Annotated in this window: 11 protein-coding genes; 4 read left to right on the top strand and 7 right to left on the bottom strand. The window is 59.9% G+C overall.

Annotated elements, in window-relative coordinates; all coding sequences use genetic code 11:
* Window positions 1–19 precede the first annotated feature (19 nt).
* The 7 genes from C2U37_RS17080 to C2U37_RS17050 all read right to left on the bottom strand — a co-directional run bounded on the left by C2U37_RS17080 (window position 20) and on the right by C2U37_RS17050 (window position 7964).
* Entirely contained in the window at window positions 20–964 is a 945-nt protein-coding gene (locus tag C2U37_RS17080) for a TerC family protein (RefSeq protein WP_029314355.1), read from the bottom strand.
* Window positions 965–1399: 435 nt separating this feature from the next.
* Window positions 1400–2395 carry a murein tripeptide/oligopeptide ABC transporter ATP binding protein OppF gene (oppF, locus tag C2U37_RS17075; RefSeq protein WP_104452770.1) on the bottom strand — a complete coding sequence of 332 codons (996 nt, stop codon included), beginning with the start codon at window positions 2393–2395 and terminating at the stop codon, window positions 1400–1402.
* Entirely contained in the window at window positions 2396–3376 is a 981-nt protein-coding gene (locus C2U37_RS17070; protein ID WP_039038983.1) for an ABC transporter ATP-binding protein, read from the bottom strand.
* Window positions 3377–3484: 108 nt separating this feature from the next.
* Window positions 3485–4396 (bottom strand): oligopeptide ABC transporter permease OppC, encoded by a 912-nt coding sequence (gene oppC / locus C2U37_RS17065; RefSeq protein ID WP_010674331.1) that lies wholly within the window; start codon window positions 4394–4396, stop codon window positions 3485–3487.
* 14 nt (window positions 4397–4410) lie between these two features.
* A complete protein-coding gene (oppB, locus tag C2U37_RS17060) occupies window positions 4411–5331 on the bottom strand; it encodes an oligopeptide ABC transporter permease OppB (RefSeq protein WP_010674330.1) in 921 nt (306 codons plus the stop codon).
* Between the two features lie 97 nt (window positions 5332–5428).
* The gene (locus tag C2U37_RS17055; RefSeq protein WP_104452769.1) at window positions 5429–7048 is read right to left on the bottom strand and encodes an ABC transporter substrate-binding protein; all 1620 of its coding nucleotides are present in this window, start codon (window positions 7046–7048) and stop codon (window positions 5429–5431) included.
* 280 nt (window positions 7049–7328) lie between these two features.
* Window positions 7329–7964: a YchE family NAAT transporter gene (locus C2U37_RS17050; RefSeq protein WP_010674328.1), complete on the bottom strand. Its 636-nt coding sequence runs from the start codon at window positions 7962–7964 to the stop codon at window positions 7329–7331.
* 832 nt (window positions 7965–8796) lie between these two features.
* Here C2U37_RS17050 and adhE point away from each other — a divergent pair.
* The 4 genes from adhE (at window position 8797) to btsR (ending at window position 15563) form a co-directional block, all read left to right on the top strand.
* The gene (gene adhE / locus C2U37_RS17045) at window positions 8797–11472 is read left to right on the top strand and encodes a bifunctional acetaldehyde-CoA/alcohol dehydrogenase (RefSeq protein ID WP_103858529.1); all 2676 of its coding nucleotides are present in this window, start codon (window positions 8797–8799) and stop codon (window positions 11470–11472) included.
* Window positions 11473–11582: 110 nt separating this feature from the next.
* Window positions 11583–12818 carry an HD-GYP domain-containing protein gene (locus tag C2U37_RS17040; protein ID WP_104452768.1) on the top strand — a complete coding sequence of 412 codons (1236 nt, stop codon included), beginning with the start codon at window positions 11583–11585 and terminating at the stop codon, window positions 12816–12818.
* 352 nt (window positions 12819–13170) lie between these two features.
* Entirely contained in the window at window positions 13171–14862 is a 1692-nt protein-coding gene (locus C2U37_RS17035) for a sensor histidine kinase (protein ID WP_104452767.1), read from the top strand.
* Entirely contained in the window at window positions 14859–15563 is a 705-nt protein-coding gene (gene btsR, locus C2U37_RS17030) for a two-component system response regulator BtsR (protein WP_010674324.1), read from the top strand. The genes C2U37_RS17035 and btsR overlap by 4 nt, the downstream gene beginning before the upstream one ends.
* Window positions 15564–15625 lie beyond the last annotated feature (62 nt).

The following is a 15625-nucleotide window of genomic DNA, read 5'->3' as shown; positions in this document are numbered from 1 at the left end:
GCCCTTTTTACTGCACCGTTCACGCCGCCTTTTTGCGGGTCATCAGCAGACTCAGCCCCATGGAGGCCAGCAGGATCAGCGCCACCACGCCAAGGGCGATGCCGGTCGGTATCTTGAAGATATCGAGCAGCAACATCTTGACCCCGATGAACATCAGGATCAGCGCCAGGCCGTATTTGAGCAGGGCGAAACGATCGGCCACCCCGGCCAGCAGGAAGTACATGGCGCGCAGCCCCATGATGGCGAAGATGTTGGAGGTGAGCACGATGAAGGGATCCGTGGTCACCGCGAAGATGGCCGGGATACTGTCCACCGCGAAGATGAGGTCGCTCACCTCCACCAGCACCAGGATGAGCAGCAGCGGGGTCGCGTAGCGCACACCGTCACGCCAGACGAAGAACTTCTCCCCCTCCAGCGTCTCGGTCACCTTGAAGCGACGACGCATCCAGCCGAGCAGGGCATTGTTCTCGAGATCCGGCTCCTTGTCGGCCGCCCACAGCATCTTGGCACCGGTCAGCAGCAAGAAGGCCCCGAACAGGTAGAGGATCCAGTGGAACTGCTCGATGAGCCAGCTGCCCGCGAACACCATGCCGGCGCGCATCACGATGGCCCCCAGCACCCCGTAGAGCAGGACCCGGCGCTGCAGCTCCGCCGGGATGGCGAAGTAGCCGAACAGCATCAGCCAGACGAAGACGTTGTCCACCGCCAGTGCCTTTTCGATGAGGTAGCCGGTGAGAAACTCCAGCCCCTTCTGGTTCGCGATTTCGCGCCCGGCACTGTGATCCAGCCAGAGCCAGATGGCCAGGTTGAACAGGAGCGCCACGCTGACCCAGATGAGAGACCAGATGCCCGCCTCTTTCAGCGACACCTTGTGCGCCTTGCCGCCACCGACAAAGCGGATATCAATCCACAACAGGACCAGCACTATGCTAAAGAAACCGGTCCACATCCACCATTCACCCATTTTCACTTCTCCCAAAACGACAAAACCCACGGCCGGGAGGCAGTGGGTTCGCGTTTGGAGCAGATACACCTTGCCTCTCGGCAAGGTCTCACTTACAGCCGACTTGCGTCAACTGCCCGGCTGCCGGGTGCACTGCAGGATATGGGTGCACCGTAATGACGACAAACCGGCGAGAAGTTACTCCCCTTGTGCGGCGGATAGTAGCAGCGACAACCGCTGGCGCCAAGAGGCATCTTATCCCCCATGCAATAAAAAGGGCGCCAGCACGCGCCCTTCTCGATACGGTTCTCCTTAAAACCTGTTTACGAGCTGTCGCGAGAGGTCGTCAACAAGGTAAAGAGCAGCGCAGGAACCGGAATGTATATGAATACATGAGGATTCCGAACAGCGCATGAGCCTTGATCACGGCCTCGCAGCAAGATCGTTAACAGGTTCTCAGAGCGGATCCACCTTGAGACAGGAGACCGCGTGGTCGAAGTTGCCCTCGAGCTGTGGCCGGGTCTTGGCGCACTCCGGGCCTGCCACCGGGCAGCGGGTGCGGAACACGCAGCCGGAGGGCGGATTCATGGGGGATGGCAAGTCCCCTTCCAGGATCTGAATGACCTTGCTGCGCTCCACGTCCGGATCCGGGATGGGCACTGCCGACATCAGCGCCTTGGTATAGGGGTGCAAGGGGTTCGCGAAGATCTCCTTGCCGGTGCCGAGTTCCACCGCGTTGCCCAGGTACATCACCAGCACCCGATCCGAGATGTGCTTCACCACGGAGAGGTCGTGGGCGATGAAGATGAGGGAGAGCCCCATCTCCTTTTGCAGGGATTTCAGCAGGTTCACCACCTGGGCCTGGATGGAGACATCCAGCGCCGAGACCGGCTCGTCACAGATGATCATCTTGGGCTCGAGGATGAGCGCCCGGGCGATGCCGATGCGCTGGCACTGACCACCGGAGAACTCGTGGGGGTAGCGGTTCACCAGGTTCGGCAACAGACCCACCTTGGTCATCATGGCGCGCACCTTCTCCTTCACCTCTTCCCTTGGCTGGGTCGGGTAGAAGGTGATGAGGGGCTCGGCGATGATGTCCCCTATGGTCATGCGGGGGTTCAGGGAGGCCAGCGGGTCCTGGAAGATCATCTGGATCTCCTTGCGCTTCTCCCGCAGGGCGTTCTGCTCGAGCTTGGTCAAGTCCTGCCCAAGCCACACAACCTTGCCGTCGGTGGCCGGTACCAGGCCGATGAGGGCACGGGCGAAAGTGGATTTGCCGCAACCGGACTCCCCCACGACGCCCAGGGTCTCCCCTTCGTAGAGGCGCAGGGTCACCCCGTCCACCGCCTTCAGGGCGGAGGGCTTGGCCCAGGGCCAGGCCTTGTCACTCTTGATATGGAAGTGAACCTTGAGGTCGGACACTTCCAGCAGCAGTTTCTTGTCAGTACCCATTTAGTTCACTCCCTTGATCATGGCATCCGATACCCAGTGGCACGCCCGCTCCCGGCCGTCGTTGAACGGTGTCAGGATCGGAGACTGCTGGCCACAAATCTCGCTCACCCGGTGGCAACGCTCCTGGAAGGGGCAGCCGGTGGGCAAACGCAGCAGGTTGGGCGGATTGCCCGGAATGGTGGGCAGCTCTTCCCCTTCGGTGTCGAGGCGGGGAATGGCGCGCAGCAAGCCTTCGGTATAGGGGTGGCTAGGGCGATAGAAGATATCGTTGACCCGGCCGTACTCCATGGTCCGGCCTGCGTACATCACCAGCACCTTGTCGCAGATGCCGGCCACGACGCCAAGATCGTGGGTGATCATGATGATGGCGGTGTTGAACTCGCGCTTGAGCTCGTTCATCAGGGTCATGATCTGGGCCTGTACCGTCACGTCCAGCGCCGTGGTCGGCTCGTCGGCGATGAGCAGCTGCGGCCGGCACAGGAGCGCCATGGCGATCATCACCCGCTGACGCATGCCGCCGGAGAACTCGTGGGGGTACATGTTCATCCGCTTGCGCGACTCGGGGATCTTCACCGCGTCCAGCATGCGCACCGACTCCTCGAAGGCGGCAGCCTTGGTCATCCCCTTGTGCAGCATCAGCACTTCCATCAGCTGATCCTTCACCTTCATGTAGGGGTTCAGGGAGGTCATGGGGTCCTGGAAGATCATGGCGATCTTCTCGGAGCGGATCTTGTTGAGCTTGTGCTCCGGCAGATTCAGGATCTCGTCCCCCTGAAATTTGGCCGAGCCGGTGATGACACCGTTCTTGGCGAGCAGCCCCATGATGGCAAAGGCAGTCTGGGACTTGCCTGAGCCTGACTCCCCGACGATCCCCAGGGTTTCGCCGGCAGAAAGAGAAAAGTTGAGGTCGTTGACGGCCACCACATTGCCGTCCGGGGTCTTGAACTCGACCCGCAGATCTTTCACATCCAGTAATTTCATCTCAGTACTCCTTATCGCGCTGTCGTGATGGGGGCCTGCCCGTGGTGAACGCGGTGCGTTCCCTGAACGGGTCTGATGGCCCCTTGGCGTCTTGCCGGTCCCTGGGTATCAGCGATCCTTGGGATCCAGGGCATCACGCAGACCATCCCCGAGGAAGTTGAAGCAGAACAGGGTCACCACCATGAAACCGGCGGGGAACAGGAGTTGCCAGATGGCCACTTCCATCGACTTGGAGCCTTCATCCAGCAGGGCGCCCCAGCTGGTCATGGGCTCTTGCACGCCCAGACCCAGGAAGCTCAGGAAGGATTCGAACATGATCATCCCCGGCACCAGCAGGGTGGCGTAAACCGCCACTATGCCGAGCACGTTGGGCACGATATGACGGGTGATGATCTTCCACTTGGAGACGCCGCAGACGTGGGCCGCCTCGATGAACTCCTTGCTCTTGAGACTCAGGGTCTGGCCGCGCACGATCCGCGCCATGTCGAGCCAGCTCACCGCCCCGATGGCGAGGAAGATGAGGGCCAGGTTGCGACCGAAGAAGGTCACCAGCATGATCACGAAGAACATGAAGGGGAAGGCGTTGAGGATCTCAAGCACCCGCATCATCAGGCTATCGACCCGGCCGCCGATGAAGCCGGACGCGGCGCCGTAGAGGGTGCCGATGATGACGGCCACCAGGGCCCCCATGATGCCGACCATCAGGGAGATGCGTCCGCCGAGCAGGGTACGCACGAACAGGTCGCGCCCCAGGCTGTCGGTGCCGAACCAGTGGCCGGTCTCCATGTCCGGGGCACTCTGCATGGCCCCCCAGTCCGGGTCATCGAACGTGTACTGGGACAGGTGGGGCCCCACGATCACCGCCAGACCGATGATGGTCAGGATGATGAGGCTGGTCAGGGCCGCCTTGTTGCGCAGGAAACGGCGACGGGCATCCTTCCACAGGGAGCGTCCTTCCACCACTTCCACTTTCTGGGCGAACGCCTCGACGGCTTCGCGCTTTTCAGTTGTGACTACCATGATGAACTCCCGGCTTAGTAACGGATCTTGGGATCGATGACGGCATAGAGAATATCGACCACGGCGTTAAAGGTGATGGTCAGCGCCCCGACCAGAATGGTCAGGCCGAGCACCATGGAGTAATCACGGTTCAGCGCACCGTTCACGAACAGCTGGCCGATCCCCGGCAGGCCGAAGATGGTCTCGATGACCACGGAGCCGGTGATGATGCCGACGAACGCCGGTCCCAGGTAGGAGACCACCGGCAGCATGGCCGGGCGCAGCGCGTGCTTGAGGATGATGTGACGCAGGGGCAGCCCCTTGGCGCGGGCGGTACGGATGAAGTTGGAGTTCATGGTCTCGATCATGCTGCCGCGCATGATGCGGGAGATGGCGGAGATGTAGTACATCATCATGCCGAACACCGGCAGTACCATGAACTGGGCGCCGCCCCCCTGCCAGCCTCCCGCCGGGAACCAGCCCAGATAGATACTGAAGAAGAGCACCAGCAGCGGTGCCAGCACGAAGCCGGGTATCACCACCCCGGCCATGGCCGACGACATCAACAGGTAGTCGATGAGGGTGTTCTGTTTCAGGGCCGCAATGGTGCCGAAGGTGACCCCCAGGGTCACTGCCAGCAGGAAGGCGACCGAGCCTATCTTGGCGGAGACAGGCAGGGCCTGGCTCACCAGATCATTGACGGTGAAGTCCTTGTATTTGAAGGAGGGCCCCAGATCCCCCTGGACCAGGTTGCCGAGGTAAGTGAGGTATTGCATGCCGATGGGCTTGTCCAGGCCATATTTGGCTTCGATGTTGGCCAGGACTTCCGGCGGCAGGGCGCGTTCGCTGGTGAAGGGGTTACCCGGGGCGAAGCGCATCATGAAGAAGGAGACGGTGATCAAGACCAGCAGAGTCGGGATCGCTTCCAGTAGACGTTTAAGGATGAATTTCAACATAGACATTTCCTGTCCTGTACTGCTTCCAAAGGGTCGCGGTTGTAATAAAGGCCCGCCGTCTGGCGGGCCCTGCTTGTTATGCGACTTGTTTCTTTACTCAGTGAGCAACGATGTACATGTCTTTGCTGTAGATGTTGTCCAGCGGGTTGGTCGGGTAGCCGCCCACGTAGGGCTTGACCATGCGGGAGGTCACGTACTGATAGATGGGGGCGATCGGCATGTCCTTGGCCAGGATCTCTTCGGCCTGGACATAGAGCTTGTTGCGCGCCTCGGCATCCACCTGGTTGCGGGACTCGCTCATCAGCTTGTCGAACGTCGGGTTGGAGTATTTGCCGTCGTTGTTGCCGTGGGTGGTCTGCATCAGATCCAGCATGGAGGAGGCTTCGTTGTAGTCCGCAATCCAGCCGGCGCGGCCCACGTCGAAGTTACCCTGCTTCTTGGTCTCCAGGTAGGTCTTCCACTCCTGGTTCACCAGGCTCACCTGCACGCCGAGCTTCTTCCACATGGAGGCGACGGCCACGGCCACCTTTTTGTGGTTGTCGTCGGTGTTGTAAAGCAGCTCGAACTTGAGCGGCTTGCCCGGGCCGTAACCGGCTTCGGTCAGCAGCTCTTTCGCCTTGGCATCGCGCTCTGCCTGGGTCAGCTTGGACCAGGCCGGCGCCACCGGCTTGAAGCCATCTACAAAGTCAGGCACGAGCGTGTAGCCCGGGGTTTCGCCCTTGCCCATCACCTTGTCGGCGATCACGTTGCGATCGATGGCATAGGATAGGGCGGTACGCACCCGCACGTCGTCAAACGGCTTGTGCTTGAAGTTGTACTGGTAGTAGTAGGTGCCCACATAGCCGCTGACCTTTACTTCGTCCGGCAGCTCTTTCTTCATCTGCTTGAAGCGTTCGATGGGCATGTTGTAGGTCAGATCCACTTCGCCAGCCAGATAGCGGTTCAGCTCGGCGTTGGTGGACTGGATGGGCAGGTAGGTCACCTTGTTGATGACGGTCTTGCCGTTGTTCCAGTAGTTGGGGTTGCGCTCGACGTCGACGCGCTCGTTGACCACCCAGTCCTTCAGCACGTAGGCGCCGTTGGATACCATGTTGCCGGGCTGGGTCCACTTGTCACCGAACTTCTCGATCACCTTCTTCGGGACCGGATAGGTGGTGGTGTGGGAGAGCATGCTGACGAAGTAAGGCACCGCCTTCTCCAGCTGCACCTCGAAGGTATGATCGTCCACCGCCTTCACACCCAGAGTGTCGGCCGGCTTCTTGCCCGCGATGATGTCGGAGGCATTGATGATGGTCGGGATCTCCATGTACCAGGAGTAGGGAGAGGCCGTCTTGGGATCCACCGCGCGCTGGAAGGCAAAGACGAAGTCATGAGCGGTGACGGGATCCCCGTTGGACCACTTGGCATCCTTGCGCAGGTGGAACACGTAATGTTTGTTGTCCTTGGTTTCCCAGGACTCGGCGACGCCGGGCAGGGTCTCACCCTTGGGGCCGGAGGAGACGAGACCTTCGAACAGGTCACGCAATACGTTGGATTCGGGGGTACCTTCCACTTTCTGGGGATCCAGGGTGGCGGGTTCGGAACCATTGCCTTTCACCAGGGTTTGCTCGGGAGCAAGCTTGGTACCGGCGGGGACATCGGCGGCGTGAGCCAGGGTGGCGCCACCGAAAAGTGCAGTCAATAAAAGGGTATTAATAATTGTTTTTCTATGAGTCATTTCCATACTCCAACAAGAACATTCCATGCATTTGTTATCCACGAGACAAACACCTCGCTGCCCGCATAATTCCCTGACAATTCTGATAATGCAATAGATATCATCAGGAACAGGCCGCTTTCATGGTCAAAAAAACAACTTAAAACCATTTATTCAGCATTTAAATATCCCGCAGCGGTCATTTTTCGTACAAGGCCGCTCGATTCTAGGAAATGACCAACAAAAAAGAAACAATAAAAAGCCGGTCACAAGGACCGGCTCCGACAAAAACGGACCTGGCTCACACCAGACCGGGGAAGACTCCCTTGATGCCCGCCACGATGATCTCGATGCCAAGGGACATCATGATGAGACCCATGATACGGGTCACCACGTTGATGCCGGTGTTGCCCATCAGCTTGAACAGCAGGGGAGCGGCACGGAAGATGAGCCAGGAGCAGCAGGCAAACGCCACCACCACCACGAACATGCCGGCCATCTGGGGCAGGGTCTTCTGGCTGGCATAGACGATGGAAGAGGAGATGGCACCGGGTCCGGCCATCAGCGGCAGAGCCAGGGGCACCACGGCAATAGATTCACGCGCAGCCAGTTCACCCTTCTCCTGCTTGTTGTGCTTCACCTCCCCCAGCTTGCCCTGCAGCATGGACCAGGCGATCAGGGTGATGAGAGAGCCACCGGCAATGCGAAACGACGCCAGGGAGATGCCGAAACTGTCGAGGATGAGCTGTCCCATGCACATGGAGACCATCAGGATGATCATCACGGCAATGTGGGCGGTGGTGTTGGTCTTGCGTCGCTCCTCCGGCGACATGTGGCCCGTCAGGCTCACAAAGACCGGCAACAGACCCAGCGGGTTGATGATCGCAAACAGGCCGACGAAAAATTTCAGGTATAAAGAGAAGTCTATTGCTGCCATAGGCGCCATCCAGAACCAATACGAGCCACAAGGGGCCAGCCCCCAAACTGAGCGTAAATTTACACCATGGCTTTTCCCTTCTCCAATCAAATAATCTCACCCTTACCGGGGCTTTTTAGTTAGTTCCGCTAATGTATCGACAAAATTCAACATATCGGGTTGTTAAGGGAGAGTGGCCACCATTAACATCGCCGGGTGCCATGACAGCGCGTTATATCAACCCTCAGCCAAGAAACGATATTTTCGGCAAATGGCACCCTTGCTTCTCACCACACCTGCTTGCCGCCCCCACCCGCTCCTGTGACCCCGATTTTGGCCTTTCTCACCCTGGTGCGGTGCCAGTGGGGCCGGCTGTGCAGAGGTGACAAGCTCCCTGCCACCGCCAGATGTGCTGTTTCGCCAGGGCGACTGGATGAAAACAACAACCCCTTTCTCAACATAAATGAAACGTCAGGGGGCTAGGCGTTCTGCCGCCATCATGGCAATGCCACCTTCCCCCATCCCGGTCAAGGCGAGAATTCATCGGATCCCCTTCCCTGAGCTGATATTTCAAGGGCGCGTGACAGCAGCTCGTGATGCCAAGAAAGGATGACACACTCCCGTAACATAGTGGTGCGATAAGGGGTGAAACAAAATTTCTTTTGTTCTTTTGTTACATATGATCCAGATCAATCTTTTCTGACACATCCCGACCCTATAATCGAGTCAGAAAACAGTTTACTAAGGCATGTAAATACCCCGTTATGGTGATTCTCGCCTTGACAAGGTGGCTATAATTGCCGGGCATTGCCAAGGTCTTACTAAACAGTTTTCAAATCATCAGGAGATAAACATGGCAGTAACCAATTTGGCTGAACTGGATGCACTGGTTGCCCGCGTCAAAGAAGCACAGCGTCAATTCGCCAGCTTCTCGCAAGAGCAGGTAGACAAGGTCTTCCGCGCCGCCGCTCTGGCCGCCAGCAACGCCCGTATCCCCCTGGCCCAGATGGCCGTTGCCGAATCCGGCATGGGTATCATCGAAGACAAGGTTATTAAGAACCACTTCGCCTCCGAATACATCTACAACGCCTATAAAGATGAGAAGACCTGCGGCATCCTCAGTGAAGATGACGAGATGGGCACCATCACCATCGCCGAGCCGGTAGGCATCATCTGCGGTATCGTACCGACCACCAACCCGACTTCCACCGCGATCTTCAAGGCCCTCATCTCCCTGAAGACCCGCAACGCCATCATCTTCTCCCCGCACCCCCGCGCCAAGAACTCCACCAATACCGCTGCCAAGCTGGTACTGGATGCTGCCGTGGCTGCCGGTGCGCCGAAAGACATCATCGGCTGGATTGATCAACCCTCCGTCGAACTCTCCAATGCCCTGATGCGTCACGACGACATCAACCTGATCCTGGCCACCGGTGGCCCGGGCATGGTGAAGGCCGCCTACTCCTCCGGCAAACCCGCCATCGGCGTGGGTGCGGGCAACGTGCCCATCGTCATCGACGAAACCGCCGACGTGAAGCGTGCCGTCGCCTCCATCCTGATGTCCAAGACCTTCGACAACGGCGTGGTCTGTGCCTCCGAGCAGGCTGTCATCGTGGTCGACTCCATCTACAACCAGGTCAAGGAGCGTTTCGCGACCCACGCCGGCTACATCCTCTCCAAGGACGAAGCGGACAAGGTGCGTAAAGTGCTGCTGATCAACGGCGCCCTGAACGCCGACATCGTGGGCCAGCCTGCTACCAAGATCGCCGCCATGGCCGGCGTGACCGTGCCTGCCACCACCAAGATCCTCATCGGTGAAGGTCTGGAACTCTGCGCAGAAGACGAGTTCGCTCACGAGAAACTCTCCCCGACGCTGGGTATGTTCCGTGCCAAGAACTTCGAAGAAGCCGTCGAAATGGCCTGCGACATGGTCAACATCGGTGGTATCGGCCACACCTCCGGTCTCTATACCGACCAGGATCGCAATGCCGACCGCATCAAGTACTTCGGCGACAAGATGAAGACCGCCCGTATCCTCATCAACACCCCCTCCACCCAGGGTGGTATCGGTGACCTGTACAACTTCGCGCTGGCCCCGTCCCTGACCCTGGGTTGCGGCTCCTGGAGTGGTAACTCCATCTCCGAGAACGTCGGTCCCAAGCACTTGATCAACAAGAAGACAGTCGCAAAACGGGCAGAAAATATGCTGTGGCACAAACTTCCGAAATCCATCTACTTCCGTCGTGGTTCCCTGCCGATCGCCCTGGGCGACCTGGAAGGCAAGAAGCGCGCCATGGTGGTGACCGACCGCTTCCTGTTCAACAACGGCTATGCCGATGAAGTGGTTCGCCTGCTCAAGAAGCTGAACATGGAAGTGGAGATCTTCTACGAAGTGGAAGCCGACCCCACCCTGTCCGTGGTCCGCAAGGGCGCCGAGATGGCCAACTCCTTCAAGCCGGACGTGATCGTCGCCCTGGGTGGTGGTTCACCCATGGATGCCGCCAAGATCATGTGGGTCATGTACGAGCACCCGGACACCGCGTTCGAAGACCTGGCCATGCGCTTCATGGACATCCGCAAGCGTATCTACAAGTTCCCGAAAATGGGCGTGAAGGCCGAACTGGTCTGTATCACCACCACGTCCGGTACCGGTTCTGAAGTGACCCCGTTTGCGGTCGTGACCGACGACGCCACCGGCATGAAGTACCCGCTGGCCGACTACGAGCTGACCCCGAACATGGCCATCGTGGATGCCAACCTGGTAATGGGCATGCCCAAATCCCTGTGTGCCTTCGGTGGTATCGACGCCGTGACCCACGCCATGGAAGCCTATGTCTCCGTGCTGGCCAACGAATACTCCGACGGTCAGGCGCTACAAGCCCTGAAACTGCTCAAAGAGTACCTGCCCTCCAGCTACATCAACGGCGCCAACGACCCGGTTGCCCGCGAGAAGGTGCACAACGCGGCCACCATCGCCGGTATCGCGTTTGCCAACGCATTTCTGGGTGTGTGCCACTCCATGGCCCACAAACTGGGTGCGGAGTTCCACATCCCCCACGGTCTGGCCAACGCCCTGCTGATCAGCAACGTCATCCGCTACAACGCGAACGACAACCCGACCAAGCAGACCGCGTTCTCCCAGTACGACCGTCCGCAGGCTCGCCGTCGCTACGCCGAAGTGGCTGACCACCTGGGCCTGACCGCTGCCGGTGACCGTACCGCCGCCAAGATCGAGAAGCTGCTGACCTGGCTGGACGAGCTGAAGGCCACCCTGGGGATCCCGGCCTCCATCCGCGAAGCCGGCGTGAACGAAGCGGACTTCCTGGCCAAGGTAGACCAGCTGGCCCTGGAAGCCTTCGATGACCAGTGCACCGGCGCCAACCCGCGCTACCCGCTGATCACCGAGCTGAAAGCCATCCTGATGGACACCTACTACGGCCGTCCCTTCATCGAGGAAGCCCCTGCTGCTGCCCCGGTTGCAGCCAAGGTCGACGCCAAGGTGGACAACAAGAAAAAATCCAAGGCCTGATAAACGCCACGGATGACAAGAGCCCGCGCACATGCGCGGGCTTTTTTGTTTGTCTATCTGTTTAATTTTGCTAGCTTGTTGATAGGCAAATTCGACAGAAGAGCTAGTCCATGGCGCTGATACAGGCCTCCATCGAGCAGTTGAGAGTCGGCCACTACATCCATCTTCCCACGGGATGGACAAGCCACCCTTTCATGTTCAACGCCTTCAAAATCAAGGACCAGCAACAGCTCGACATCATCCGCCACCTCGACCTGACCCTGCTGATGGTGGATCCCGACAAGAGCGATCTGCCGGTCGAGCCCTTGCTGCGGGCCGAACCCGTCCCCTCGCTTGAGATGAGCGACACCGGGGATACCACCTCCTCTTCTGAGGGCCCCACCTTCGACGAAAAGGCGTTCAGGCGCTCCCTTCGCATCGCGGACAAGGCGTTCGGTCAATCCCTGTCAGATCTTCGCGACGCCCTTGGCGCCCTCAACCTCAAACCGGACGAAGGCCTGGCCAATACCGCACAGATAGTGCGCAGCACCGCCGCCCGTCTGGCAGAACACCAGGGGCCGCTCGGTCTGCACCTCATCCGCAGCCAGAACACGGATACCCTGCTGCAACACAGCCTGAGCGTGGCCTTCATCGCCATGCTGATGGCACGGGAGCTTGGCATGAATCCCGTCGAGATCGAGGAGACCGGTCTGGCGGGCCTGATCCACGACATCGGCGAGCTCAGGATCCCGAGCCAGATCATCCAGAAGCGGGGGGAGCTCAGCAAGGCGGAGCAGAATTTCCTCAACATGCACCCCCAGTACGGACTGGAGATGCTCAACCAGTTGCAGGCTTTCGAACCCAGAATCCGCGAGGTCGCCTACCTGCATCACGAACGCCTCGATGGCAGCGGTTTTCCCCTCGGGATCAAGGGCGACAAGATCCCCCCCCTCGCCCGCCTCATCGGGCTGGTGGACCACTATGACGAGCTGCTTCACCCGCGCAGCGGCCTCAACCCGCCGGGACCCAGCCAGGTGATCGGCCAGCTCTACAAGCTCTCCCAGAAGAAGTTCGAGCAAACCCAGGTCAGGTTGCTGATAAAGGTGCTGGGGGTCTATCCACCGGGTTCCCTGGTGCGCCTGGATGACGATGCCCTGGCCCTGGTGCTCTCCACCGAGCCCAGCATGCCCCTCAGACCCAAGGTGCTGCCCTACCTCAAGGGGCAGCGGCCGGAAGGGGTGGCCATGATCGATCTGCGGGAAGATGCGCGAAGCATCGTCGCCCCCCTCAGACAGGAAGAGCTGGACGACGCGCAGCGCGCCTTTTTCGGTCTGGGTCGGCGGGTCTGTTACTATTTCGCCTTCTGAGTTATCCCCAGAAGCTGGGGATAACTCATTGGACAAACCTGAATAATTGCTCAGGTCCCCTCGAAATCGTCCACCATTGGAGCTGGATAAAAAACGCCCAGCCGATGGCCGGGCGGAGCATGCCACCTCCGTGTGGCGTATCCGGTGGATACCTTCATGCTCGCATCAGCAATATCAAGCGGGCATCGATTACACAAATATCAATTTAACGTGCTGATTTTATATGGTTTTATTTTTCCATTCTGGCAAACTGCCGCAGCGTTCAGCCCGCAGCCCGCATCAAGACGGGCTCAGGCTCACCCTGCGTCATGACAACGCCCGGCTCCGGCGTGGTGTTTGAGGAAGCTTTTTTATGCAACTAGTCCTCTCTCTGCTCCAGCAGATGAGCGTCAGTCTGGTCATCGCCTACCTTTTTTCCAAGAGTCCCCTGCTGCGTCCCTTGGCCAACTACTCCGTCAGGCTGCCCCACAAGGTGCTCATCTATGTCATCTTCTCCTGCTTTTGCATCCTGGGAACCTATGTGGGCCTCGACATCGATGACGCCATCGCCAACACCCGGGCGGTCGGTGCCGTACTGGGGGGACTGCTGGGCGGCCCCCTGGTGGGATGCCTGGTGGGGCTGACCGGCGGCCTGCACCGCTATACCCTGGGGGGGTTCACCGATCTCGCCTGCGCCATCTCCACCACCTGCGAAGGCTTGTTGGGGGGGCTGGTTCACTGGCGGCTGATGCGGGCAGGCAGGGTCAATGACCTCTTTGCACCCAGGGTCGCCTTCTTTACCACCTTCGTGGCCGAGATCATGCAGATGGTGATCATCCTGCTGGTCGCCACCCCCTTCGACAAGTCCCTGCTGCTGGTGCGCACCATCGCCACCCCCATGATCCTCGCCAACTCCTGCGGGGCGGCGCTCTTCATCAGCATGATCCGCGACCAGCAGCGGATGTACGAAAAGTTCTCCCGGGTCTTCTCCGCCAAGGCGCTCACCATCGCCAACCGCACCGTCGGCATCATGAGCCAGGGGTTCACTCCGGAGGCCAGCGGCAAGATAGCCCATATCGTTCAGGAAGAGACCGGCGTCGGCGCCGTCGCCATCACGGACACCGATAAAATCCTCGCCTTCATCGGCACAGGAGAAGATCACCACAAGCCGGGCACTCCCATCACCTCGGCGATCACCCTGCAAGCCATCGCCCAGAACAAGGTGCTGTTCGCCGATGGCAACAGCCAGCCCTATCGTTGCAGCATCTCCCCCCAGTGCCAGCTCGGCTCCGTGCTGGTGATCCCCCTGCAGGGTGACGAGGGGGTGATCGGCACCATCAAACTGTATGAGCCCAAGAAGCGGCTCTTCCTCAAGATCAATCACACCCTGGGAGAAGGGATCGCCAACCTGTTGTCCCAGCAGCTGCTGGCAGGCCGCCTGGAGCAGCAGCAGCGCCTGCTGGTGCAATCCGAGCTCAAGCTGGTGCAGGCACAGATAAACCCCCACTTCCTGTTCAACACCCTCAACACCATCAGCGCCATTACCCGCCGCGATCCGGGACGGGCACGGGAGCTGCTGCTGCACCTCTCCCGCTTCTTTCGCAACAACCTCAAGCGCCAGAGCGGCCTGACCACGCTGCGTGAGGAGCAGGAGCACTGCCTCTCCTACCTGGAGATAGAGCAGGCCCGCTTTGGCGAGCGGCTCACCGTCATCAACGAGATCCCGCTCCACCTTGCCGAGGTGCAACTGCCGAGCTTCACCCTGCAGCCCCTCATCGAGAATGCCATCAAGCACGGCATCTGCTCCCTGCTGGGAGAGGGGCGACTTCGCCTCTTCGCGAGGGAGACCCCCGAGGCGATCACCCTTTGCGTCGAAGACAACGCCGGGGCCTGGCAACCATCCGGCCAGGGGGATGGTCTGGGGATGAGCCTGGTGGACAAGCGCCTCAAGAGTGCCTTTGGCGAGCGCTATGGCATTGACGTCCAGTGGGAGCCGGAGCAATGGACCCAGGTCTCCCTGACGCTCCCACGACAACCCCGCACCACCGCCAAGGAGATGACATGATCCGCACCCTGATCGTCGATGACGAGCCCTATGCCCGCGAGGAGCTGGCAGAGCTGCTGGCCAGCGATCCCGACATCGAGATCCTGGGCATGGCGGGCAACGCCATCGAGGCGCTCGGCCTCATCCAGCAACTCAAGCCGGATGTGGTGTTTCTCGATATCCAGATGCCCAAGCTCAGCGGCATGGAGCTGGTGGCCATGCTCGATCCCCTGCCCCGCATCGTCTTTGTCACCGCGTTCGACGACTACGCCATCCAGGCCTTCGAGGAGAACGCCTTCGACTACCTGCTCAAGCCGGTGGAGCCGGCGCGCCTCGCCAAGACCCTGGCGCGGCTCAGGCAGGACATCACCCCGCAACCGGTCGGGACCCTGGCCCCGACCATCCACCATATCCCCGGATACCTGCACAACCGGGTGCGGCTGCTCCCAACCTCCCAGGTGGAGTACGCCTTCTCCGATCTCGGCGGCGTCCATGTCGCCTGCCAGGGAGAGCTGTTTCACACCCAGCTCACCCTCAAGTCCCTCGAGGAGAAGACCCCGCTGCTGCGCTGTCACCGCCAGTATCTGGTGGCCCCGGCCGCCATCTTCGAAATCCGTTTGCTGGAGAATCAACTGGCGGAGATCGTGACCCCGAGCGGGGCCCGGGTACCGGTCAGCCGCCGCTACCTCAAGGAGCTAAAAGACGAGCTGGGACTGGAATAAAGCGGGGCGCGATGTGCGCCGGATCACAGCGGGCAACCACTCGGGTCGCCATGTCGCCGCTC

Origin of the sequence: Aeromonas sp. ASNIH1 (genome assembly GCF_002934285.1) — a bacterium.
Classification (GTDB): domain Bacteria; phylum Pseudomonadota; class Gammaproteobacteria; order Enterobacterales; family Aeromonadaceae; genus Aeromonas; species Aeromonas caviae.
The sequence above is the reverse complement of the archived record's forward strand: the minus strand, read 5'-3'. Positions and strand labels throughout refer to the sequence as shown.

Excerpts from the sequence above, each read along its gene's own strand:
- C2U37_RS17080 (WP_029314355.1), bottom strand. The coding sequence starts at position 964 with ATGGGTGAATGGTGGATGTGGACCGGTTTCTTTAGCATAGTGCTGGTC.
- oppF (WP_104452770.1), bottom strand. The coding sequence starts at position 2,395 with ATGGGTACTGACAAGAAACTGCTGCTGGAAGTGTCCGACCTCAAGGTT.
- C2U37_RS17070 (WP_039038983.1), bottom strand. The coding sequence starts at position 3,376 with ATGAAATTACTGGATGTGAAAGATCTGCGGGTCGAGTTCAAGACCCCG.
- oppC (WP_010674331.1), bottom strand. The coding sequence starts at position 4,396 with ATGGTAGTCACAACTGAAAAGCGCGAAGCCGTCGAGGCGTTCGCCCAG.
- oppB (WP_010674330.1), bottom strand. The coding sequence starts at position 5,331 with ATGTTGAAATTCATCCTTAAACGTCTACTGGAAGCGATCCCGACTCTG.
- C2U37_RS17055 (WP_104452769.1), bottom strand. The coding sequence starts at position 7,048 with ATGACTCATAGAAAAACAATTATTAATACCCTTTTATTGACTGCACTT.
- C2U37_RS17050 (WP_010674328.1), bottom strand. The coding sequence starts at position 7,964 with ATGGCAGCAATAGACTTCTCTTTATACCTGAAATTTTTCGTCGGCCTG.
- adhE (WP_103858529.1), top strand. The coding sequence starts at position 8,797 with ATGGCAGTAACCAATTTGGCTGAACTGGATGCACTGGTTGCCCGCGTC.
- C2U37_RS17040 (WP_104452768.1), top strand. The coding sequence starts at position 11,583 with ATGGCGCTGATACAGGCCTCCATCGAGCAGTTGAGAGTCGGCCACTAC.
- C2U37_RS17035 (WP_104452767.1), top strand. The coding sequence starts at position 13,171 with ATGCAACTAGTCCTCTCTCTGCTCCAGCAGATGAGCGTCAGTCTGGTC.
- btsR (WP_010674324.1), top strand. The coding sequence starts at position 14,859 with ATGATCCGCACCCTGATCGTCGATGACGAGCCCTATGCCCGCGAGGAG.